Below are 24918 nucleotides of genomic sequence, written 5' to 3' on the forward strand. Positions count from 1 at the left end.
CGTTTTATTTTCGCTGGCTGGAAGGGCTTTGCCTTTGCGGCAACCCAGTCTTTTTCTCGCTTCTCCCGTATCCTCAAAATGCTAGAAAAAAGACAAACTCACTGAAACACTTATGAAATTTCTTAAAGCACAGCATTGCGTTTAGAAGTGTGCTGCTTTGCTTTGCCATCGTGAAACTTACGTTGTTAAGACAAGTCTATCTGTAATTGCTGAACAAAATACAGCAAACTTAGAGTGAGGCCGAAGCCTCACTCTGTTCCGTTACTTCTCGACATTGGGCATGGAGAGCCAGCCGTCCCGGATGACGGCGGGGGCGCTGCCGAGTTGTGGGCTGGTGTCCGGGGTGAGCAAATGAGAAGTTACCTCCCAGCCAGTGCCTTTGACCTCCACCCACTGCCATTGTCCCTGTGTACCGCCGGGCAGGGGTAGGCTGATCGCATCTGCTGGCGTCAGGATCGGACCAACCCGGAAGTTGGCAGACATGTTTTGCAGGGCAGGGGCGATCATTTGCGGGGTGAGTTGAGCCCAGTTTGCAGGAAGCAATGTGGATGTCACCGGGATCTGACCGCGTGGATCAACCAGCAGAACCAGTTCAACATACGCGGGAGCCTGTGTGCTGCTCACTGTGATGGGAATATCCGCACCGGAGTTGATGTAGGTTCCCGTTGTCTCAGGTGTTGATCGGGTCAGTGTTTGCTTCACCGACTCTGCTAAGGCATTTGTCAGTTCCTGCTGATAGTTCTTTGCCGTGATTAGCTGGCTGAAATCGCCATTGACATAGCTGCCCAGAACACCGGAGGCTGCCAGTTCAAAGTCGCCAATGGAACAGGTCGTCTGATACCCTTGTACCGGAGATGAGGGTAAGCTGGTCTCGGTGAGATCAGCAGGGTCCAAAATCAGCGGGCCTTGCTGTGTTAATGCCAATCTGGCGCTGACCACGGCGATGGGAGTTCCCAGCATTTCCTGTAGATTGCCATTCAGCGGCTGACCGCCTTTGGCGCTCATAGCCCAGCTGTTGAGCGCTGCAAGTTGCAACAGCCCTTCCAGTGCGGCGTCACTTTCTGAGAGCTGGGTTGCCAGCAAGCCGGTCAGCATCTCTTCAAACCGTGGGTTTTGAACTGTTGGAGGCGTTCCCAGAGAGATCGGCTGTCCGGGGGCACTTTCCCAACGCAAACCAGCGCTGTTTTCAGAGTAGATGGACCGCACTGTGCCTGCGGGAGTGCCGTCGGCTTCGAACACCATCATGGACTGTTCCAGCCGGTTTGGCAGAAGCCAGCCGATGATGGGGGTAGAGGCACTGGCAGAGTTGACAGGGACGGAGACTGAGGTCTCCTCAGAGTCGTTAAAGGTTGCTGCGCTCATCAGCGTGAGATCAAGCTTTGCCGGTTGCGGCAAAGCTGGCTCCAATGCAGCGAAGTTCGCGCCGGAATCTGAGTGCAGTGCCGGTGGAATTGTCACTGTCGGATTGGTCGTCTCGCCATCATCAATCACGTTCAGAACCTGACCAAAGGCGTCTGCGATGTAAACGCCGGTAAACTCAAAACGCCCCGCTCTTAAAGGTGCATACAGTTCCGTATTTGTTGGAACAGCAGAGGATGCCGAGAGGATTGCCTGCCGAATGTCAGGGTCATCAGAGGTGAGCATGGACATTTCCTGCTTGCGGCCCAAAAACGCCTCTTCAAAACCACTCATGGTCTGAATGAGCACGTCAAAGCCAGTGCCCGTTGCTTCGGCATCAGTCAGGAACGATTGTTCCTCTGCAGTTAGCTTGCTGAACTGCGGTGACGACTTGATGAAGTTTTGCAGTCTGGAGGAAAAGACACCAAAAGCGGTGCCATTCAGGATTGTCTGGCCGCTCAGCTCAAACGGGCCGCTGCCTGTAGACCCTAAAGACTGTGATGTGTCCGGGTACCAGTTTGCTTTCCAATCCAGAACCAAAGGGATCCATGGTGCTGAGTAAGACAGGTTCACACCAACCTCAGAAGGGACGACACCAGCAAAGTACTGGGGAGCCTTGGCAACCGGATCGTGATCTTCATCGCTGCCGGTGGTTGGATAAATCGTTTGCAGTGCGGTGATGATCGCATTACCGAATGTTTCCAGCTCGCTGGCCGTAAGCTCTTGTCCGGCTTCACTTGCAATTAAGCTCGCAATGTATTGAGCATTGCCCGGATTGAGCAGGATCGCTTCTGCCAGAAGCCATTGATACTCAACGGGAAGAAGCGAGGAACTGGTAATCCCGAGGTCGCTAAACAAGGTAGAGGCTGACACGCTTCCAGAGATGGGATTGCTGCTGTAATCCGATGTCCAGGAGAATGTGAATTTGCTCAGGGTTTCTCCCGTTACCCGCACCTCCAGCATGGTTTTCTGGGTTGCTGAAGCTGCGGTGACTAAGGTCTGGCCTGCGATCCCTTTGCCTGCAACAATCACTGTCGGGTCATTGGGAGACATGAACTGTGAAAGCGGGCTCTGCAAAACCTGAAATGTAGAACCAACGCTGGTTTCCAGCTGACCTTTGTGATCATTTACGGACTTGGTTGCGTTTGTAAGTTTGGTGTTTTGATCATCCACTTCAGACTTAAAGGCAGCCAAAGCAGTTGTGTAAGGGGTTGCGTCAAACCCGTTGTTGTTTGCTGTTTTTGCTTGTTCTTCAAGGTAGGCAACCGCAAAAATCCTCCAGTTTAGATCTGCAATGTACTTAGAGATTTGGTCTACCTCTGCCTGTGACTGGTTGAGCTCTACCAGAAGCGAGACCTGAGCATCAGTAAGATTTACGGAAATGGCGGAGCTGCTTGCAGGCAATGTGCCGGGAGCTGCATTGTTAGCGTTGGCGGGGCGAACAACCCACTGGGTTCCTCCGGGTTTGGGAGAGAAGATGGCGGCTTGAGCCGTGGCATCAAAGTTGACGGTGCTGCTGTACGTATCGGCTGGAAAATTGCCGAACACGGACGTCAGGAGATCATTCTTCTGAGTGCTTGTAACTGCTGTTGAGGCCGTTGTTTCGCTTGCTGTGTTTGCTGCAAGCAATGCTGCCAAAGCCTGACTGGAGCTTTGCCCGACAGACAAAGCCAGATCCGTGACCCCGGAAGACCCAGGAGTGTAATCGTGGTCTTTGCCCTGCCACGGCAGATTTAGGTAGACGCTGTTACACAGCATCTGGCTGGGGTAGATCCATTCTGTGGTTGCTGAGGAAGGGTATTCTGCGGCAAGCCACTTTTCCCAATCCTGTTTTGCTTCGGTCTCGCCGCCTGCAAGTGTCCAGGCAAACTCGGTCATGATCTGCTGCCACAGAGCTTCCGCATCCTCTGCAGTCGACTTTTGGGAAACACCCGCGAAGGGGTCCTGCGTGACAGGCTGATACCAACCAATCACCATGTAGCCTACAGTTACGCTTTCCGCATCATAGTTTGTCAGCGGATCATGGAAGGAGAGCACGTTTTGTGTGCCGCTGTAAGCCGCCGCCCACCGGATGGAACCGGGGGCACTTGCAGTGATATCAGCGGCATCAGAAAGCGGGTCGGCATTCCATTCAGCCAATGGCATCGCGCGGCCCAGACCTTTGGCCACGAGCTGAGGTGTGTCTTTTGAGTTGGCAGCTGTGTTGAGCAGCCATTGTGCCTCCGTTTGCGGTGTGACCTCACTTAGATAGTCGCTTTCGATGATCCAGGAGGCCAACTCAGGCTTTGCAGCCGAAGATGTCGAGAGAATGCGCGTAACCAGCCAACGGTTTGGCAGGTCTGGATAGCTCATCACCCCTTCTTCGTTTTGCGTGCCATGGCGCAGTGCCTTAGGTACGGTGAAGTGCAGGTGTGCACCTGTTTCCAATGCGTAATTTGGAGAAACTTCGGTTGTGATGGCGGACTTGCCGTTCAGCAGGTCGTCATAGTTCAGGCCCAGCTTGGCCCAGTTTACCTTTTGATTGGGCGTGCCAACCAGCAAACAATCCATCTGCATTGGAACAATCATGCGTGGTCCGCTTACCACGGGAGAGACTGCGGTTTCATTGTACGTCATGCTGCTTCTCCATTGGTGTTATTCTGGGAAGTTGAGGACCAGCTGAAGGTGAAACTGCCAGCAGGCTTGATCAGCTGAATAGCAAACTGACCGGATGTCAGGTCTGAAGTGTCTTGCAATATGCTGTCGTTTGCGGCGATGACTGCAGCCAACTGCCGGGCAGTTGCATCCACGCTCACCACGCCTGTGCTGCCTGTGCGCATGGACACAGCAACGTCGTCAGCACCGGTGCTTTCACCTGGAATTTCACTTCCGGCATTGGAGCCGGAAATGTAGCGGGCGGGAATCACATATCCGTCGTTGTGAGAGAAAATCCCGAACTGCAAATGTCGTTCTGGTTGAGTGAAGCTGACACTCTTCGGGACGCCATAAAACATACCAAAAGCAACTGAGCTGGAAAGGTTCTGCTTTTGCAGGCAGACAAGAGGATTATTGTTGGCAGCTTTTGCTGAAACGGTCATCTTTGGAAAGTCAGTGACGAGTTTGGAGCGAAGCAGGTACCCTGTGATGGGCTCAACCCAACCTTCTCCATTGTTCGCCTGTGTCATGGCCTGCGTGACAGTGGTGTGCGCGCTGCCCTGATGATGTGCGAGGGAGCTGTCTTCCAAAATCCCAACACTCAACGCACCCATGAGGAAGTAGTAGATCCAGTTCTGGTCCACGATGAAGAAACGCAATTGCTCAGCGTCCAGTATGCTCGCATTCGGAACCAGATAGGAAAATGGCAGGCCGGTGAGCTGCGCCTGACGGGCCAGCCAGTTTTGAATGCTGACCGGTGGAGGAGGAGGTGTGCTCTCAGAAGATGTTGCTCCACCAGAACTGAGATAATCCCGCGCTTCGCTATACGCGTTGTTGGTGAGGTCCAGCGCTTGACTGACTGCATCAGAACGCCAGCCTGCAATCTGCGTCAGATATGAGGGAGATGACAGCGCCAGCAGGCGGCCAACTTCAAAGGCTGCAGCGTATGAAACGTCAAAGATGCCATTTGACTGATTGTATCGCAGCAGCTGATCACTATGCAAAACAGCAGGCAGGATGCCGGAGGTTTGCGGCGGTACGATCAAGTCTTCTTTTGTGGCAACGGGCGCAAAGGGGCCGCGATACCATGCTGTCATGGTTTCGCCAGAACGCATGTTCCAGGTGAGGGGGACAAAACCCTGCTCCAGAATTGTCCCGGCTTGCCCTTCAAGACTACTGTCAATCTTGAGCATGCCGGTACTGCCGTTTTCAGAGATCTCCTGAAAGTTCGAGCAAAAATCACCGGTGTCTGTGACTGTGCCCATTTGCCAGGAGTAAAGCACAGCGACCCGCACAGCGGTTTTAGCCTGCGCAATGCTTTGGCTGCCACCTGGCAAGTAATCACCAAGACCTTCAAGGCTGATCAGAAAGACAGAGTTGTTCTTACCGGTTTGAGGGAGCCGGTTTGCGACGATGACGGAGTAGGTTTCTGTACCAGCTTCTCCAGTTGCGGTGCCATCATCGGTGCTTGTTCTACGCACATGAGCAAGAAGCCTCATGTCCGCTGCAGAGGGCATGTTGGCCGTAAACACATCCTTTGGAATGTCGAGCATCTGGATCTTTTCTTCCTGCTCCTGTGTGGTTGGGGCAGGAGAGATGACAGGCGCCAGAATGTCTGCCGAAGACGGGTTGATGAGTGTGCCGACAGTGCCGGAAGTAACAGGCTGACCAGCCCCGCCGAGTTCGTCCTCGGTCAACACCACAAGCGCCAGCCACGGTGCATTTTCCGATGTGTTTGGTACTGTCAGCTCACTTTCCCACGGAAGAGTAGGAGAGCTGAGCGTGATGTAGGGCAGTGTTTCCTGCCAGGCACCGGGGGAGCGGGATGGAGGAAAGACCTCCACCACCTGATCCGTGCTCATGGAGAGCTTGGGGCCTGTGACAGAAAAATCTAGCGATGTGGAGTAGGCTGTACATTGATCGTCGTTCGACGAGCTGACTGCACAGGTTCCATCCTGCTTCACGGCTTGATCAACCGTCAGAGTGTAGTTGCCCGATGGAAGGGCTGGTGCATCCTTGTCGTAGATTTCAACTTGTCCAGCAGTCAGGCCAGACGAGGTGTTGGAGTCTTGTTCTTGCATTGGAAAATTCCTTTTCTTCGTCTGGTTCTAGTCAGCGCTGCGCGTCAGCGCGATCTGGCCTGCCGCTTTGCTCTTCGCCTTACCTGAGACAGGAGCGGCGAATGAACCGAGGGACTGCTTGGACCAGGTGGCTTTGAGCTCTGACGGAGACTGCGTGCTGGCAAACACGCCCTTGATGGTCGGGCTTGCTGTTGTACGTAGACGCACCGGCTGATCAGTTGTGCCTTCAAAGAAGAAGACTTTCGCCTCACCCAGATCGAGCGTTTGCGAAGGCGTGGCCGGTTTCCAGCCGCCAACCTGAGTGCCATGCTTGATCAGGATGTCTTGCACAGACACCTCACCAGCTCCAACCGTGATCGCGATGGACCGTGCGCCGCTCGGGAAGCAGGTCTCAAGAGTGCCATTGATGCTTGTGCCATTCACGTGCTCCAGCACGTCTGCATTGATGACATTCTTCATCAGAACGGGACCGAGCTTGAACCGAGTGGTTTGCTCAAAGGCTCCGCGGGTGAAGACCGTGCAACCTTCGCCGATCAAGCGACCGTCTCCGGCCAGCATCAGCTTTTGATCGATCATCCAGCCATCAAGGTGGAATGGAGCGCTACCCTGACCAGCTTCACAGAACACCGCTACACGGTATGTCTTAGCTGGCAAGGCCATAGACTGACCGCGGGTTTCTGTTTCAAGCAGAACACGGCCCGCCCGATCCAATGCAACAACTCTGAGCGATACGCCATTGAACTCGCTGAGATCGAGGTGCAGCGGTGATGTGTTCTTTGACGCCTGAAAGAGGTAAGCACGACCTGACTCTGCGGAGACCTCAGGTATCCTGTAGTGGAACGGTGTTAGACTGCGCCATGTCCAACGGACACGTTTTCTGGATGGCAAACCGCCAGAAGCTTCAGTTACTCCACGAAGTTCTCGTAAACTGCCATATGCAACCAGATCCACGCTGCCTTTTCCTGTGTGCTCCAAGACCTCCGATGAGCCAGAGGTGTCGGTGGAAGGTTGGGCAATTGCCGGCGGTGTACTGGAGGCCACCGGCGGTGTGTCCACATAAGTGCCGATGGTTGCCAGCTGTGGAGGCGCAATCATGATCTGATCGGCATACTCCTTCATGATACTCAGATCCGGGTTGTCTATGGCAGTCAGATTCACACTGTTCAGTGCCGTGCTGATTGCGGATCTGGTCTGCTCAACACTTGTCGATGCGATGGTCGACTGGATGACATCAAACGCATTGTCCTGTGCTTCCGGCTGATCTCCGTTGATCTGCGGAATATCCGCAAATGACAGCGGCGCATCCGAGCTTTGTGCACAGGTTGGCTTGTAAGCCGAACTCATCGTGATTGGGCCTACACCACCAGTTGGTTGAGACACAGTGGTACCGATGGCCAGTCCAACAATTGCGTCTTTGATGACTGCATCTTCGTCAGATGAACCAGCTGTCGAACTGCCATCAGACCAGAGAGCGGACGGCACGCCATTGGTGATTGTCTCCACAGTAAAACCAGATGTTTCTTCTGTTCCGTCTGCTGATGTGATGGAAACGGTCAGCTCCGTATCTACGCTGTCTTTCCAACCCACAGGCTTCACGCCGATAGGAGCAGAACCGTTGAAGGTCTGGGAGGTGTTCGTGAACGTGGCCGAGGTCGCCGGAATAGCCGAGGTGATCTTGAACTCTGCGGTCTTGGCCTGCACCGTATTGGCCGCTGCACCTGACACCTGACCTGCCTGAACAGCCGCAATCAGTGGGACGATCTCGTCGTCTTTTTGAGCATTCTTAGGCAGAAATTTTTGTGCAAATGCATCCCACGACAAGGCTGCCTGACTGCTTGATCCACCATCTCCAAACGGAATGGAGAAGGAAATGATCACCCAGTCTACATAGACCGAACCTCCAGTTTGTGGGCCATACAGGTTCAGACCAGCTCCGAGAGATGCAGAGAAAGTTGAGGAACCGATCCAGTAGTCGATGGTGTAGGAAACACCTACATCCACGTGCACATCAATGTTGTAGTAGAACGGCGCCCAACTGATCAGGAAGTCCGCACCAGCATCAAACCAGGCATGAAGTTCACCGGAATGGAACTGTGCACTTAGATCAGCACCGGCCATGATGGCACTTGGGGTGAGGGCAAAATAGGTGCCCCCGGTGATGGATGTGTCATCATTGATGCGCCAGTCAAAACCAACCCGTGGCACAGCTGGATAGTAATCCGGCGGTGTGAAAGCAGGTGAGTATCCGCCCAGAGTGATGACAAAATCACCGGCATTCTCGTTGTCGCCAAACCATGCTCTGACCGCAAAACCACCGGTCAAATGACAGTCATGAGAGAGCAGGAACGAGCTTGGAGAGAGCTGGCCTGTGAGTGCAAACTCACCGTCAGAGGGATCAAAGCTCATGGTGACGCCCAGCTCGATATAGGCCAGAGCCTTATCGAAGGAGGCGTTTGGCGGCATGGTCGCCTTTGCCAGACCAATTGCATCAAATGAGAAGCTGGCGCCAAAGTTCGCAATGAGCATGGCAAAGGTATCCACCAGCTCAAAGCTGGAGACATTCATGCCAGCTGCGCCCCAGTAATTACCGATTTGGGGAGGGATGACCTCATCAAATTTGGCCAGCACCTGACCTAGGGAACTTCCCTCCGCTATGAATGTGGGATCAGAGACCGCCTGAATGAGAGGGAAGCTGTCCACTTCACTCACATCCGGCAATGTCAGGCCACGGTTGACTGAAAAGCCACCGGCAAAGCCTTGAATGGAGAAGGCTGGCGGTCCGCCAAGCGCGCCACCGGTGCGTACGTCACCAAACACAAACAGTGACGTGGTTTGGGTTTCTCCATCTGTTGGATTGGCAGGCATGAGGGCATAGGAGCCAACCGCTGTAAGACCCAGAAGACTGGTGGACGCGTTGATCTCGCCGTCATAGCTGATGATGTTGTCACGGGTTTGCTTCAGCAGATCACCGGAAAGGGAAACCGTGCCACCTTTGAAGGCTAATGCAAGGCCGGAAAGATCCAGACCATACCCATCGAAGTTGGTTGGGTCCGTGATGGGAATAGTAATATCAAGTCCCATCACCTCCAGCGTCACAGCCGTGGTTTCAATGCCGCCATCAAACAGCATCCCGAGGCTATGTGTGTCGGCGTGCCAATCGGCACCGATACCATCCACTTGCAAGGGACCAAAACTACGTTGAACTGGCAGGTAAATTTCTGAAACTGGTTTGCCGTCTTGTTCTAGTGCGGCGCCAAAGGTGCCGTCTGAGATCCAACCCAAAGTTGCATCAAACGCGGGGTTTACAGCAGGTTTAGCGCCTTGAGCACTTGAGGACGAAGACCCTAGCAAGTTTTGAGCAACTGGGTTTGCACTGGAACCTGTGACGGAACCGGGGCTGAGTGCAAATGCAATGTTGACCAGATCACCTCCGGCGCCATAGCTTTCAACAGGATCACCTTGTCCAAACTTCAGAGCAAGAAGACCCTGAGCGGTGATACCTCCTAGAGAAAAACGCGAGAGGTCAATGAGTGGTTTGCCGTTTTTCCCATCCAGAGACGCACCAATATAGGCCGCTGAAAACTGCATGTGCTCAAAATCTGGCCCGTCATCAGGTACACTGAGCGTGACGGCCAGACCGGGCTTGTAGTCGTCAGTGTTGGATTTTCCGGCCTGCTTAATCCAGTCACCTGCTTCTGAGTTACCAAGCTGAAGGGCAACACCGCTGTTTTTGATCGAAATACTCGGGACCACGAGTGATAAAGTGTACTCTGATGTTGTCTCCGAACCGTCACTGGTGTCTGAACTGATTTGCAGTTTGCCGTCATCTGGTAAGGATACAAGAGTAAGTGGAGCACCAGCAGTTAATGTGCCTAAAATTGAGTTGATCAAAGAGCTAAGTACGCTGCTGACCGTTTTATCTGCCATTGCCTCCGGAGATGCGGGTATGTAGAGGCCATCATCCTCGCTGATCAATCCTATGGACCTCAGAATAGTGCCGGGAGCTGGGATCTTTCCACCCAATAGCTTTTGAGTGAGCCACGCCTTTGTGACACTTGCGTTGAGCAAACCAAGTGCTGCGTAACGCGGCAGAACATGTAAGGCCAGATCTTCTAGCCATGCATCTATACCACCGCCTGCAGTTCCATCTGCACCGGGGAATGGCACGGGCAGAAGTTGTGCATTGTACACCTCATAGGCACTACCAGCTCCAATGGGATTGAAGATAAGAGAGAAACTCTTGCTGTTAGACCAGTCCACCGCGATGCGCGGACCGGTGTTACTAAACAGGTCAGCTTCTACACTCAGCCCCATATCGAATTGAATGTCACCACCGGTCGCAAGGGGATAGCCAACTCCGGTTTCAGAGAGTGTAACCTGAATACCCGATCCGGCATCAAATCCAGCCATAGCCCAAAGACCAACCAGACCATCTTTACTACCAAAAGAAATCTGAGAGGAACCACTCTGATCCAGTTTGTAAATGACCAACCCGTCATGCGCGGACACTCCTTCCAACTCAGTAGAGAGGAGTGTGGCAACCGCTTGTGCTGTAGCTGAAGCATTTACGGTAGACAGCCTCTGCTTGATCCATTCGATCGCAATTTCTTCCAGAGACTGGCCGCTATCTGCTTCAGTCGCTGACTGGATCAATTCATCAACAAGTTCAGAAATTTGAAGAGCTTCCGCAGCGGTTTCGAGTTTGTTGATAAAGTCTGCAGCACCGCTAGTTTTCAGTTTACATAGCAACTCGGTTGTTGCCTCTAAAATGAGGTTTTGGGCCGCTTGTGCTGCTACATCCTCTGCAAACTCCATCCAGCCGTTAAAGGGGATAAGACTCAAGGTTGGGCCTTCATGCCGCCCTACAGACAACATGAAGGTGTTATCAAAGCCGGCGGTCAGTTCGAATTGAGGAGCCGTACTTGAGATAGAACCAGACAACGCGATCTGAGCTGTCGGAACCGGAACCAAATCAGGCGTTAAAGCCAGCCCGAATGAGAGTTCTGAGATTGAGAAGTCATCAGAAAGCTGCAGTTCTTCCGCCAACCGTGGTGAGATAGAAAACTGATTGGCATCTACATCTGCGGTAAATACCAGTTCAAGATTGTATGGCAGGCCTGCAACCGTTACGCCGTTATCTGCGGGCCTCAGATAAATGCCGGAACCGGGTGTACCCTCTGCTGGAAGTTGCGAAAGCAAACGGCTCAGGCCTTCCACATTAAAGACGCCGTTGAGGCCTATTTGAGTTTTCTCCAGCAGCCAATCACTAGGATTTTCAATGAACTGTATTGGCAATGTGATGTAAGTACGATCATCTTCACCTGTTTTGGTAAGGCCGAGGGTATCGGCAACACCCATTGCAACGGGATGAGTACTGAGGACCGTGTCTAAAGCGTCCGCAACGACACGACCCAGCAACATGGCTGGAACAGTTTTTTCAAGATCCTGTAAGAAGGTGTTCGCATCAAATGGATAAAGAGTGACAAGTGTCGGCTTCAGTGAGCCCTCAGAGGAACCAAGCATTACAGCGGCTGAAAATTCAGCACTTTCAAAACTGTTGCTAGAAAGGGAGAGCGTCAAACCACTCTCGATCTGGGGTGTGATTAGATCCACTGATGAGGTCAAACTTTCACTGGTCAAATCGAAATTGATGGATCCACCCAACTGAAGGGAGGAACCGAATGCGACCGGACTGGAAAACTCCAATTTAAAGTCATTTGCATTCAGGACCGTCAGTTCCAGTGGACCAAAACTTGCTGTGGCTGTGGATTGACCAAAAGCAGCAGCTAGAGCAGCTCTTTTCTCTGAACTGTTCATCAACGCAGAAAGTTGCGTTGGGAGGAACAATGCAGGATTTGAAATCAATGCCAGAATTGAGTTCGGGACAGGGAGGTAGCCATCCTCCTTGGAGGTGATCAGGTCAAGAGCTGCTAGAACAGCCAGCAGTTCCTCTGGAACACTAGGCCATTCAAGTCCGGACACAGACTTGATGAGGTTGATCAGATCCTCTCGTTGCTCAACCTGCTCCAGCAGATAATTTCCCGCCTCTTTAAAGAACGAAGTCGGAGCGGCTGTGAGTTGCAGCCATGCTTGAGCGTTCAAAGCGAACTGTCCATCCACCATTACTGCAAGGCCAGCTGTTTCCAGTAGTCCGCCTAGCTTGGAGAGTGTTTCATTACCGCCATAAGCGCCCACAAGTGCTGCAACGCCTTTGTTCAATAGGGTTAGCAGTACTTCGCTATGGACGGCTGAAAGAACGGTTGCTGGATTGTCAAAATCTATTCTGATGGGCGTATTCTCATCAGCAGGGGTCACCGACAAAATTGGCGCCATAGCCGGGCCCTCTGAGGTGAGCACCAATGTGAGACCTATCTGGGCGGAGCTCAATGTGTTCTGGATGAGATCTCCATTTAGACCCGTCAAACCGGCAAGAAGGGTGACAGAAGGCGTGTGGGAGTCAGTCGAAGTCGAGCTGGAGTACAGCTCAGCAGAAGTCTCAACGGAGATAACAATGTCGCCCAGAGTCTCTGGAGAAAAAGTCCGTTGCAAACCAACGATAACACCGTCTCCTGCGTCCTCCTTGTCCCAGATAGCCAGATTTATGCCCGTGGACGTCGGCAATGGGACAAGGTAGGGATCACCATTGCTTGAAGTTGAGATCTGCGGCGCGGTTGCATCATCACTTAAAGCCCAGCCAAGTAAAGACAGTGCGGCTTGTGCCTGTGTTTGCTCAGAAAGCAGACTATTAATCTGCCGGTTGATCGCCTCCAATGGATTGGTGAGGATATCAGCGCCAACGCGTGGCATACCTTCAGGCCACGTGATGCCCGTAGGCATGTTCTGTGCAGTTGCTCCGCCAAGCAGACCTAACCACCCATCCAGCAGCAAGCCTGCGCGTGTGCCTGTGCGCAGCAAAGCCAAACCGCTAATCCCAGCGAGCAAAGGAGCAAAAGTGGCTGCACCCGCACCGGATAATTTATCGACCCAGGACACACCTTGTGCGAATTCCAGGTTGCTGCCACTTGCGACAACCGTGTCACCGTCTTTCAACTGAGATTGAGCCACATTGATCTGCCAGCCAAACCCATTTTCTGATGACCAGCTGACCTGCGCATCAGCCCCTTCAATACCAAGGGTAATGCCGGAGACCGCGGAGGTGGTGACGCCTTCTGGCAATGCAATCTGAAAGCTCAACGTATTGAAAGCATTTGCGCCTGACAGTACTTGATCGGCGCTGGAAGTTTCCAATGTGAGAAGGTCGGCACCAAGCGAGATGTTCAGCGGGGTTTCAGAACTCAGTTCAAAATCTGCTCCGACCTGAAGTCCGACAATCAGATTTGCATCTTCTGTATAGGCACGCAGATAAGCTTTGATCTGAGCGCCCATGAGCGGGAATAGCCAGGGATCCTGCGAAGTTCCGGCTGCAGATGATATCGAGACCGCTTGTGAACCACTGGTCATCAAGGTTGCTATCATCTGCGCAATCCATTGGGCAGGTAGTGCACCAGAGATTGATTGATCCGCATTAAGGACCGCATAATACCACTTCTGCAGAGCTCCTAAGGGATCTGTAATGTTACTTGCAAACTCATCCGTGCTGAGAGGAGGTGCAAGATCCTGCGCCCAACCACTGCTGGTGGGAGCAGCAAGGCCTATCAAGACAGAAAGAGCAAAACCAGGTGTACCCGCAGATGTGCCCAGTAAATCGTGGAGCTTTTCGCTCACCGCAGATGCCAGATCACCAGCAACGACACTTGCAACCTTCTCCGGCTGCAACAGATTGAGAGAGGCGTGTGAGGAGCCGGCAATTTCAACGGAAACAAGCTCAAACTTCGGCAAGAGGTTTACATTCTCACCGGATGGAGTGAGTTCAATCCCCAGCTCCAGTGATCCAACCGCAAAGGCTTTGCCATCATATATCGCACTGATGAGGTCCGAGCCTTGGGTTTTGCTCTCAAGGGTAAGCTGAGCAGCAAATGGTGCAGGTGCAACAGAAAGGGCACCGCTGTTGAAACCAAGATCAACAAACGTGAGCGAAGCCGACGGAACAAGTTGAGCTTCCGATGTTCCCAAAGCGACGGCATCTGCATCAAACGCCAAACCTGGCAGCAAGTGAGTTGTGCCATCATTACTAGTCGTTGCCTGAAGTATCAGGTATAGCGTTCCAACGCTTCCGAAGGTCTGGAGGGCATACTGATAGGGGGCTGCTGGAGTTCCTTCGCCAGAGGCCTGTGTAATTGTGCCAGTGATCAAGCCAGTCAATGCAGCGCCCCAAGCATTGAGCGTTTTGGTATCACTAGAAATTTGCAGGAGCCAATCGACGAAGGGCTTGGTCAGGTCTTCACTGTTCTCAAGCAACGAGAGCCAGTCAAGGGCAGGGACCTCTCCGATATCAGCAACCTGTCCGCCAAAGCCTATTGCAGGGAACAGTAAGGATATCTCAGGCGAGTCTGCTGGCATGACCTGCGCCACCGCCGCGATGAGAAGCCCTCGTACAGCTCCCATAATTTCTTCATTAGAAACGGCTTGGAAATCGGCTAGGTTAACATCGTTGGCCTGTGCCTCTCCTGGAATCTTAAGTTGAAGAATTTCAAGACTAATGTCGACGGGAGAACCTGTTGTATTCGCAGGAGCCATAGCGACGCTCATTTGAAGGCCATCTAATGAAAAGCCTGCGACTTCGACAATCGGTCCCGATGAACTGGCAATCTCGACACCCAGCACAATACTCTCGTCCGGATCTGTCAGCGCCACCTCAGGCGATCCATTCACAATGATAATCGGAAGCAGGCCCCAAATTCTGGCCTGCAGATCGGTGGAGATATTTTGAACTGTCTGGAAACCCACCCCATATGTCAGTCCGCCCTGAGTTGCTGGTCTGGAAATGAGGTATGGGCCGGACACATCTGCTGTAGTTTCTGCATCATTTGCTTGCAGCAGCGGATACCAGGTGCCGAGGCTATCTGTTGAAGCACTGGGAACATTGAGAGTAGCACCACTGCGTGAACCAATAAGTTTTTTGATCAAGGCAGGTAGATTGCTCTGGGGATTTTTAAGACCGTCAGCAAGATGAGAGATTGGATCAGAAAACCAGTCCTCCACCAGCGAGTATTCAGAGGAACCTTCCTCTGTTTGGATGAGTAAACCGGCGAGTACAGCCAGTTGCAGTGTGGCAGCATCTAGGTCTTTTTCATTTATTGTTATTGTCACGGCGCCTGTTCCTCACATCTTGAGTTGCATTCAAGTCTGTGAGGGAAGACGGGCGACAAAGGCCCGCGTGAGTAAGGCTAAGTATCAAGAAAGAACGTGGTTAATGAAGGTCTTAAATTTGGGTCTCAAAGATCTTCCCAAATCAACCTTCTCCATCCTTGTTCTTAAAATGCGATCATATAGTGTCTCCTTGCGGATCATTTCATAACCAAAATGGGTGTAAAGCTGGCGAGCTCAGGTGTTATGGGCTGTGACTGTGATGAGGGCGATGGTGTGGCCAGCGTTTTGGATTTCTGCTTCTAGGGCCATGAGCGAAGTTGTGGCGACGCCTTTGCCTTCAAAGAGGGGACAGACCCAGAGATCGGTGATGCGGTTATCGTTGAATTCTCTTGCTGCAAAACCAGCAATGTTATCACCGAGTTGAGCAACTAAAATATGCTCAATGCAGGCATGAACGAAGGGCTGGAAAGGGTTGTTTGCGTCCACATCCTCCGCACAAAAAGCGGGGAGGAGAGGTTTGATGCCTTTTCGCCAGGCATCCAGCCCGATTGCAGCCAACAGATCAACCTCTGTGGCTTTGGCTGGGCGTATGTTGATGGCTAGTGAAGGTTGCTGAGTAAGGTCCATGGCAATCGGTGAGGGGGCTTGGGCTGGCCTATTTTGAACGTTTGAAGCTTTGGAAGCCTTTGCAGGCTGGGGGGCTTGGGGCGTTGGGTTGGCTGAGTTCACTACAGGTCTTTTTTGTGACTGAGGATGCGCAGGCAATTGCCTTTCTTTTCTGAGTATTTGTTGTTGCCGCACTGGTGAAATCTGCTTTGATCAGTGCACAGGCCTGATTGACGCTGTTGTTGATGGCAGTCGCTTTCGGGGTCTGCTTTGAGGCAGCGTTGATGCCCACTTGCTGGAATGCGCAGGTCTTCAGTTTCTCGCACATATTCGCGATGGCAGAGTTGAGATCAGAAGTCATTCCGGCAGAGGCAATGCTGGACGAGGCAATGAGAAGCGAAACTGCCAGGCTGAGGTTTTTCATAGGACACTCAGATTTGTATTGGTCACATGAGCATTGTGAGTTGCTGCCATGACCAATACAAGCACCAAGATCTGTGGGCTTTACCTCAGGTTTTGCGTTGCTGCTGTGCTGAAAATTTGCCCGCTTGCCCGTCCTCGCAAGCTGGTTCAAGCACTTTATTTCAGGATAGAAACTTTGCCGCGCAAAATGTCGAAGAACATCACAAAGTCGCCAAGCAGGCTGTAAAACGGAAACTTGAATGTGGCTGGTTTGTTCTTTTCAAAAAAGAAATGCCCAACCCAAGCAAAGCCATAGCCAACGATTGGGACCGCAAGCAGCAGCGTCCATAGGCCGAATGAGATGATATAAGTGAGCAGCGAAAGCACCAGCGCGGTTCCCACAAAATGCAATCGGCGGCTGACGACATTCCCATGTTCTGCCAGATAAAATGGATAGAACTCTTTGAAACTGCCAAACTGCTGGTTATGGCTATTGTTTGCTTCACTCATTGCGTTATCCCCCCTTGATTTGCCGGTAGTATGTTAGCAGTACCCCGGCTTGACGCGTGATGAACAATCTTGCGCGCTCTCCCAATCCTGCCTCTTTTTGTGGAAGAAGCATAGACCTGACCAAATTGCGCATGGCGCGGGCGTGTTCACGATAGCGCTGTGTTGGGTTCAAGTCCTTCGCACGTTTCTCCATGATGATGCTTGTGTGGTTTTGCCCGCGCACCAGCAATGCAGATTGGTTATCGGCGCTTACATTACTCTTGGCGGCCACATAACGGATTGCAAAGCCAATGCGGCGATCGCTTGTGGTGTTAGCATCAGAGCCATGCACGAGTTTGAAATGGTGCAGCGACATCTCACCGGGTTTCAGCTCCATATAGATCTGATTTTCCGGTTCCAGCTCTTCCTCCGGGATCTCCTGTCCGCGGGTGAGAAGGTTGTCTTTGGCGTAGGTGTTGATTTGCGTGCGGATGGATTTGTGACTGCCAGGCTCCACCTTCATCACACCTGATTGGGCGGTGGCCGGGCTCAACGCGACCCATGCGGTGACCACATCATCAGCGTCTACGCCCCAATAGGCTGCGTCCTGATGCATGGAAACGTAGGAACTGCTGCCTGCCTCCTTGGTGAACAGGTTGGTCATCAGGCATAAGATGTCCGGCCCGATCAGTTGCTCAACCGCGTCGAGAATAACCGGATGATGGACGAGTTCATCTGCCCAGTCATACAGAAGGTAAGACTTGTTGCACTGCGCTTTGTCCATGGGACGCCCTTGCAGCTTCTCAATTGCTTCAAGTTCTGCACGCATGCGGATGGCATTGTCTGGTCCAAGCACTTTGATGGGAAACAGGTATCCATCCTTTTGGTAGGACCCTGTATCAATTGTGTTAGCGGTATCTGTCAGTGTCATGCTGGAACCATCCTTGAAATGAGTGTTGCGAAGGTTGCAACAAGACCGATTGAGGCTGCACCAAGAAGAATTGAGAGAGCTGGTATGCGTTCGCGGGTTCCCGTTTGCGGGTCGAGCCGCGTAAACAGCATTGCATAGAGGTTGCCAGACATGAATGCCCAGGCGCAGAGCATGAGAGCGATGCCCATTGTGCTTTCGAAAATCAAAGCAGAAAAGATGAGTAAACCGCATGCGAGATAGTCGTCGATAGACAACGGCCAATATTTATCGGTTCTGACTAAAATGAGCGTTTCGCCGACACTGAGTATAACAGCGAGAACCACTGCGTAAATTGGCAGATAAGTTTGAAACTCCCCCAAAGTTCTCCCTCCTGAATTTATGGAAACAGCGTTACCGAGTTTTATTGTTGTGTCAAGTTATTTGATCTTGATCAAAACTGGAGTGTTTTTCGGTACATGAGGGGACAAGGCGACTAGGAGACAGTCGAAAACCAGATACAATGGCAAAAATTGGGGGAGCCAATCGGAATGACCGTTGATGTTGACCGCAGAGCAATAAAGCCAGAAGCACTTGAAACACTTCGCCGAACCATTCTGGAGATCTTCTCCTCCGGGATGTATCAGGATGTAGGGATACGGCAGATCTGTCAGCAGGCTCGGGTGAGCCCACAAACGGTCTACAAATACTTTGGCAATAAGGAAGAGATGCTCTACGCCTGCATTAAAGGAGATCTTGATAACCTTTATGCAGAAGCAATGGCTGCCGCTGGTACTGCTGATAACACGGTTGATAAGTGTCTGGTCTTTCTGGATGTCTGGTGTGAGTTCTATTTTGCCAACCCAGGCATAGCGCGTGTTGTATTTTTGAACATCCCACAGGCTTACTGGATGGGTAAGACCCAGTTCACTCATGTTGCTTTACACGATGAAACCACCCGTACAATTGCACATGGTCAAAGTGAAGGATCAGTCTGGGATGAAACTTCCGCTGAACTGTTAGGGCAGGCGATTATGGGCATGGCGCATAGGTTGCTTACACGCTGGCTCATGACAGAGAACGCAGATAGCGCGGAAACGAAACAAGCTCTGGCGAGGAGCATCCGAAAACTTCTGCAGCCCTAAACCGCAATGCGGAGGTTAGTCCAGTTCAATATCTGAGGCATGAGAGATCAGACGCTTTAGGCTGGTCATGCCTTCATCGACGGATTTTTGTGCCTGTATTGCCTTGCCGCTTTCAATATGGCCTGCTGCGCTGTCGAAGTGATTTCTCACGTTTTCTGCTTCTTTTTCATAGGCGTCGAAGCTTTGTCTGGCATTTTCATCTGATTGGCTGATGAGCTTGAGGTCTTTGCGACGATCAAGCCAGGAACTGGCATCGTCTTTTAGCTGAGTAAGCTGCTTTTCAACCCACTGAACCTGCTCCTTGGCCTTATGGGTCAGACTGTAAAGTTGGAAGCGGATTTTTCGGAGTGGCAGGACCTTTTCTTCCGCGTCTTCAATTCTTCCGGAAATCAGATCTGATTGAGCTGAAGTGAGCAATGTCTTCAGTGATTTGCATTCAGCTTCATATTGATGGGCATTCGGCAGGGAAGCTTTGATAAAGGGCAACCGTTCATAGGCTTGCTCCAATGCACGGCGCAGGTTTTCAATCTTCTTGCGCGTCGGGATTGGCTTGCCTTTCTCGATGGGCTGATCCGCTTCCCCATCTGCCGTGGTCGCATTGCTAAACCAGAGCTGCTGCATCTGGAACAGTGCGCCTTCGTTGTCGTGCAAAATGGCTGCTGCACCTTGATAATCGCCGGTGCTTAAAGCTTGCTGCCCTTTTGGAGTGGAAGTCGCAACCTTTTCAAAAGCTGCGGTAAACTGTGTGAGCGCTTCGGGCGAGTGTTCAAGCTCTGGCGCACGTTTGTTTAAGGATGTGGCGTCAGCAAGTGTTTTATCCAGTTGTTGCTGCGCCTCTTCTTTGTTTTTCTCGATCTGCTCCTTGGCATCATCATAGGCCTTTACAAAGGCTTCTTTCTTGCCAGCAATCTTACCCAGCATGAACTTCAGGCCCTGATAACTATGATCAGAGATCGCCTTTTGCATGCGCAAGAGCGGAAGGTTTGCAATACGGTGAGCCTTATCGAAGTCAGTGGTATCAACGCCCCATTGCGTCAACTCATCGCGATGCTTGAAAGTGTCTTCAACGGTGTTTTGGTAGGCCTCGACAGCTGGCATCTCCTTGGCAATCATCGCATCAGCGTGCTCACATCCCTGCTGCAGAACCTTCTTTCCCTCGGTGATGTGATACTGGACCTTATCCAGCAAGGTCTTGAGCACGCTTATAGTTCCGGCATCAGGTCGCTGCTGGCCAGAAAAATTCTTGTTAAACTGCTTGAAGGTGTTGCTGATCTTTTCGATCTGTACTTTGAAGAGATCAATATGCTCTTTTGTCACGAGCTGTTTGCGGGCCTGCGCGTCCAGCTTTTGTGCATTTGTTGCCAGCGCCTGGTATCTATTGGAGAGCTGCGTAATTTCAGCTTTAAACTCAGTTGCCGCGCGTGCTGCCTGTTCCTGATGTGCAGCTGTACTGTCTTTAGAAACCAATACGCGAGCACGCCGTGCTCCAGGTTGCCCCGGATTCACTTCATTGGGACGCTTGTCGTGCTCTGTATTGTCAGAATGCGTTTCGTCCAGTTGAACCTCATCCACATTCTTTAAATTCAAGTGCTTAAGGACCTGATCAGTCCATTTTTTCTGTTCGGGAGTGAGGCCAGACTTCGGCATCGAGATGCTCCAATCGAATGCGCATATTTTTGCTTCTTACTTACCTATAAGACCAAAATACTGAGCAATCTTAAGGGAGATGGCGTGAAACGCGTCGTTGAGTTAATCGAGAATTGAAGAAGGGCAAAGATTTTATTGTAATTTTCAGAGAGGACGGATGAAAGTGTAACTCTGGCCTTCGAAGCTACTGAAAATGTGACGGTCATCACAGAAGTGCTGCTGGCGCACATAATTTACAGTTTGCGTCTGGTATGTACACTTGCAGCTCCCTAATTTAAGCAGCGAGAAATGGGCAAGATGAGCAGGCTGTGTGCCTCAAGCTCGCATGTAAGAGATTGCAAAAGCGAATGATTAAGAAGATTGCGGGTGGCGTGCTAGGTGTGATGGTGATCGGCGTTGGTACGATTTACGCCAGCGCCTACACGAACATGGGGCAAAAACCAGATGATGACCACAAAGCGCAGCTAACGCAGTCCAAGCAATGGGGTGATGATAGTTTCGCAAACGAGTTGCCAATGGTGCGCGGGCCGTTAAGTGAGATTTTCCGCCAGTTTGTTCTGGAACCAACCGACCACAATCGACCGCAGCAAGACATTCCTGTCGAGACAATTGGTGATCGCCTCAATGTAGCACCGGAATCCGGGGCTCGCGTAACATGGTTTGGTCACTCCACGCTCTTGGTCGAGATGGATGAAACGCGCATTTTGATTGATCCGGTCTGGAGTAAACGCGCCTCTCCAGTGCCATGGGTGGGCGTTGAGCGCTTCTATGATCCGGTGATCGCTTTGGAAGACCTGCCTGAGCTCAATGCTGTTGTGATCTCCCATGACCATTATGACCATCTGGATATGGAGACGGTTCAGAGACTGGCGCGGCAGCAGGTACAATGGATCGTGCCGCTTGGGGTTGAGTCTCATCTGGAATATTGGGGTGTTTCCAAGTCCAGTATTACCGAACTCGATTGGTGGCAATCTGTGCAAGTTGAGGAGACAACTGTTACGGCCACCCCTTCACGGCACCGATCAGGCCGCTCTGTCACGTTTAGCGATGTGAATGCAACCCTCTGGGCAGGCTGGGCCTTTAACGGACCGGAGCACTCAGTTTTCTATTCTGGCGATACTGGCATGCATGATCGCTTTGAAGAGATTGGCGAACGCCTTGGGCCATTTGATCTGACCGTGATTGAAACGGGCGCTTACAATCCGCTTTGGAAAGACACTCATCTGGGACCAGAACAGGCTGTTTTGGTGCACAAACTGGTGAAGGGCAAAACAATGCTGCCAGTGCACTGGGGGCTGTTTGATCTGTCCTCCCACAACTGGACTGAGCCTGTTGAACGCGTCAAGGTAGCTGCAGAAAAGTACGGCGTTGATGTCGCCATACCGCTGCCGGGTGGTTCTGTCGAACCGGGACAAGTCATCTCTACGAAAGCCTGGTGGCCAAAAGTGCCTTGGAAAAATGCCGAGGAACGTCCGATCTGGGCAACACAGGTGGAAGACGCGGTAAAGCGCGCCAAGGAGATGAAGGGGAGTACCCCTCAAAGTGTAGCAACACCCTCCAGCTAACGACCGGAAGACAGGGAGAGCCGATGAATGCCGCTCTCCTTCTCGCCTTTAATAAACCGCGAGGACACGGCCCGGCCCACCTGTTCCACCTTTGAACTTTGGTGCGCCAGCAATGATTGTCGCACCTGCCAGCGGTACTTGATCCAAGTTGGTCAGATTCTCGATGCCATATCGGCCAGATCCCAACCACAGATAATGCACGGGAAAGTCTTTTGTTGGCCCGTAATCAATGGACAGGGTGTCCACGCCAAGTCCGTAGACATTGCGCTCATCAATCAGGAACTTAGCCGTATCCTCGTGAAACCCGGGGAAGTGCAGAACACCCTTGCCATCTTCTCCCCGGTACTTATCTGTGCCTACAAATTGCGGCCAGCCAGAAAGCATCGCAGCACAGGCTCTGTCAGGAATGGGCCCATGCTGCTGCTCGTAATTCAGAATGTCTTCTGGTGTAACACGGTAGTCAGGATTATTTGCCGTCTGATCGCGCACATCGATCACGGCCAACGGGCAAACGAACTTCTCAACCGAGATCTCATCAATAGACTGGCCGTCTTTGCTGAAATGGATCGGTGCATCGAAATGTGTTCCCACATGCTCATGATAGCGGAGGGTTTTCAGGTTCAACCCGTCCTTGGCAAAGGTAAACTCATAGCTCTCCTCAAACGCAGGACCACCCTCAAACGTTGGAAAATCCGGTGTCAGTGTCTGGGTAAGATCCACTACGTTTGAAAATGAAACAGCATCGGGAAGTACATTTGCCGTCGCCGCCAAAGCAGATGCACTTAGCACGGCGCCACTCGCCACCGAGGCCACTGCTCCGCACAAAAATCCTCGGCGCGACAACCGTTCCCTCACCAACTGCACAACACACGCATCACACATATCCGTCCCTCTGTAGTTTTGCTCAAAAGCGTATGTGAGAAGGGTTAAGGAGGGTTGAGCGGCGTTAACAGGCAAGGAAGAAGCTCCTACCCTAAACGGTACAGCTTCCCAAACACAAAAAAGCAGCACTCGCCGGGCGGGGAGTGCTGCTTTTGGTGGTGGGTGCCCCTGAAGGTTCGGGAGGAGGGTAAACCTCCAAAGGCACCTTGGGTCTCTGTCAGTTAGATCTGAGCAGAGAGATCCTTGGCGAGGGTGGTGTACTTTTCGCCAACGATGAGGTGGAGCGCTTTGTCTCCGGCTTTCATGACCTGAACACCTGCCTGGGACAGGTCCGGCATGGACACACCAGCGATGTCGCGCAGTTCAACGCGCACGCGGGTGTTTGCCACAGCTTCAACAGCTACCACGTTATCCTTGCCGCCAAGCTGACTAAAGATCGCGGCTGCATCGAGAGCTTGTTCTGCTGCTGGTTTTGCGGAAGCACCGCCGCCTTGCAGGTAGATCTCCATGTCGGTTTTCAGGTTCTCAGAGGCAGTGCCGAAGATGGCCTGTGCACCGTTGCCAACGCGGATCACACCGCGGGCGCCGAGGGCTTTCAGGGCAGCATCGTCAACCTTGGAAACATCAGCGGTGCTGACGCGCAGGCGGGTGATGCATGCGTCCAGGTTGGTGATGTTGTCTGCACCGCCAAAGGCTTTAACCAGTGCTGCGGACATCGCGTCTTCATCACCGGAGGCAACAGCAGCAGATGCTTCAGTCGCAGCTTCGCGGCCAGGTGTTTTCAGGTTCAGGGCTACAATGAGAACACGGAACACAGCGTAGTACAGAGCCGCATAACCCAGACCGAATACCACCAGCATCCAGCCGTTAGAGGAAAGTGGGTAAAGCAGAACGTAATCGATGAAGCCGTGTGAGAAGGTCATGCCGTGCTTGATGCCGAGCATGATCATCAAAGAGTAGCCAACACCTGCCAGAATTGCGTGTGCGATGTAAAGAACTGGCGCTACGAACAGGAACGCGAATTCAATTGGCTCAGTGATACCAGTCAGGAAGGAGGTCAGCGCTGCGGAGATCATGATACCGCCAACCATGGTGCGGTTTTCAGGCTTCGCGCAGTGCCAGATTGCCAGTGCAGCAGCAGGCAGACCCCACATTTTGAAGAGGTAGCCACCAGCCATGTTACCAGCAGTCGGATCGCCAGCAAGGTAGCGCTGGATTTCGCCGGTGACAGCCTGACCAGTTGCTGGATCGATGTAAGAACCAGCTTCGAAGAAGAATGGAACGTTCCAGATGTGGTGCAGGCCGAATGGGATCAGCGCACGCTCGATCACACCGTAGATGAAGAATGCAACTTCCGGGTTTTCTTCCGCTGCCCAACGGGAGAACGCGTTGATGGCACCGCCGACTGGAGGCCATACGAATGACAGGATAACACCCAGGAAAATACAGGCAAACGCAGTGATGATCGGCACAAATCGCTTACCCGCGAAGAAGCCTAGATAATCCGGCAACTTGATGCGGAAAAACTTATTGAACATGAACGCAGCCAGCGCGCCCACGAGGATGCCGCCAAACACCCCGGTATCGATGGAAGTGATGCCGAGGATCGGCTTGGTTTCGATCGCAAGTGTTTCTGCAACAACGCCCATTGTTGCGAGAAGAACACCGTAACCAACCACAGCAGCGAGGCCTGCAACACCGTCGTTTTTAGCGAAGCCGAGTGCAACGGCAACTGCGAAGATGATAGGCAGGTTACCGAAGATCGAACCACCAGCCTGAGCCATCAGGTGGTTGATGAATTCCGGAATGAATGGCAGGTCAGCTGCGCCGACGCCGAGAAGGATACCAGCAGCTGGAAGAACCGACACTGGTAGCATCAGGGACTTACCAACCTTCTGTAAGGCTCCGAATGCGTTTGAGAATGTACTCATTGTTTTTCCCCCAGAGTTGCA

The 24918-nt window shown here is 52.3% G+C and carries 13 protein-coding genes; 2 read left to right on the forward strand and 11 right to left on the reverse strand.

Going from position 1 to position 24918, the window contains the following annotated elements:
• Positions 1–261: 261 nt before the first annotated feature.
• The 8 genes from BM231_RS10535 to BM231_RS10570 all read right to left on the reverse strand — a co-directional run bounded on the left by BM231_RS10535 (position 262) and on the right by BM231_RS10570 (position 18110).
• Positions 262–4014 (reverse strand): hypothetical protein, encoded by a 3753-nt coding sequence (locus BM231_RS10535; RefSeq protein ID WP_093519182.1) that lies wholly within the window; start codon positions 4012–4014, stop codon positions 262–264.
• The gene (locus tag BM231_RS10540; RefSeq protein ID WP_093519183.1) at positions 4011–6113 is read right to left on the reverse strand and encodes a hypothetical protein; all 2103 of its coding nucleotides are present in this window, start codon (positions 6111–6113) and stop codon (positions 4011–4013) included. The genes BM231_RS10535 and BM231_RS10540 overlap by 4 nt, the downstream gene beginning before the upstream one ends.
• Positions 6114–6140: 27 nt before the next feature.
• Positions 6141–15323, reverse strand: coding sequence for a DUF6603 domain-containing protein (locus BM231_RS10545; RefSeq protein WP_093519185.1), 9183 nt, complete (start codon positions 15321–15323; stop codon positions 6141–6143).
• Between the two features lie 234 nt (positions 15324–15557).
• Positions 15558–15950: a GNAT family N-acetyltransferase gene (locus BM231_RS10550; RefSeq protein ID WP_208860267.1), complete on the reverse strand. Its 393-nt coding sequence runs from the start codon at positions 15948–15950 to the stop codon at positions 15558–15560.
• 28 nt (positions 15951–15978) lie between these two features.
• Positions 15979–16353: a hypothetical protein gene (locus BM231_RS10555; RefSeq protein WP_093519187.1), complete on the reverse strand. Its 375-nt coding sequence runs from the start codon at positions 16351–16353 to the stop codon at positions 15979–15981.
• Positions 16354–16508: 155 nt separating this feature from the next.
• Entirely contained in the window at positions 16509–16841 is a 333-nt protein-coding gene (locus tag BM231_RS10560) for an Mpo1-like protein (RefSeq protein ID WP_063310107.1), read from the reverse strand.
• Positions 16842–16845: 4 nt separating this feature from the next.
• Positions 16846–17751: a phytanoyl-CoA dioxygenase family protein gene (locus BM231_RS10565; protein ID WP_093519189.1), complete on the reverse strand. Its 906-nt coding sequence runs from the start codon at positions 17749–17751 to the stop codon at positions 16846–16848.
• Complete coding sequence (locus BM231_RS10570; protein WP_093519191.1) at positions 17748–18110, reverse strand: hypothetical protein; 363 nt, start codon at positions 18108–18110, stop codon at positions 17748–17750. The genes BM231_RS10565 and BM231_RS10570 overlap by 4 nt, the downstream gene beginning before the upstream one ends.
• Positions 18111–18278: 168 nt before the next feature.
• Here BM231_RS10570 and BM231_RS10575 point away from each other — a divergent pair, with 168 nt between their 5' ends.
• Complete coding sequence (locus tag BM231_RS10575) at positions 18279–18872, forward strand: TetR/AcrR family transcriptional regulator (protein ID WP_093519193.1); 594 nt, start codon at positions 18279–18281, stop codon at positions 18870–18872.
• A gap of 15 nt (positions 18873–18887) precedes the next feature.
• On the opposite strand, the gene BM231_RS10580 is transcribed toward BM231_RS10575, so the two are convergent.
• Complete coding sequence (locus tag BM231_RS10580; protein ID WP_093519195.1) at positions 18888–20519, reverse strand: hypothetical protein; 1632 nt, start codon at positions 20517–20519, stop codon at positions 18888–18890.
• Positions 20520–20866: 347 nt separating this feature from the next.
• Here BM231_RS10580 and BM231_RS10585 point away from each other — a divergent pair, with 347 nt between their 5' ends.
• Positions 20867–22084, forward strand: coding sequence for an MBL fold metallo-hydrolase (locus tag BM231_RS10585; protein ID WP_093519197.1), 1218 nt, complete (start codon positions 20867–20869; stop codon positions 22082–22084).
• Positions 22085–22132: 48 nt separating this feature from the next.
• On the opposite strand, the gene BM231_RS10590 is transcribed toward BM231_RS10585, so the two are convergent.
• Positions 22133–22888: a cyclase family protein gene (locus BM231_RS10590; protein WP_244527167.1), complete on the reverse strand. Its 756-nt coding sequence runs from the start codon at positions 22886–22888 to the stop codon at positions 22133–22135.
• 299 nt (positions 22889–23187) lie between these two features.
• Entirely contained in the window at positions 23188–24897 is a 1710-nt protein-coding gene (gene ptsG, locus BM231_RS10595; RefSeq protein WP_093519199.1) for a PTS glucose transporter subunit IIBC, read from the reverse strand.
• Between the last annotated feature and the right edge of the window lie 21 nt (positions 24898–24918).

Source organism: Pseudovibrio ascidiaceicola (genome assembly GCF_900114245.1).
GTDB classification, from domain to species: domain Bacteria; phylum Pseudomonadota; class Alphaproteobacteria; order Rhizobiales; family Stappiaceae; genus Pseudovibrio; species Pseudovibrio ascidiaceicola.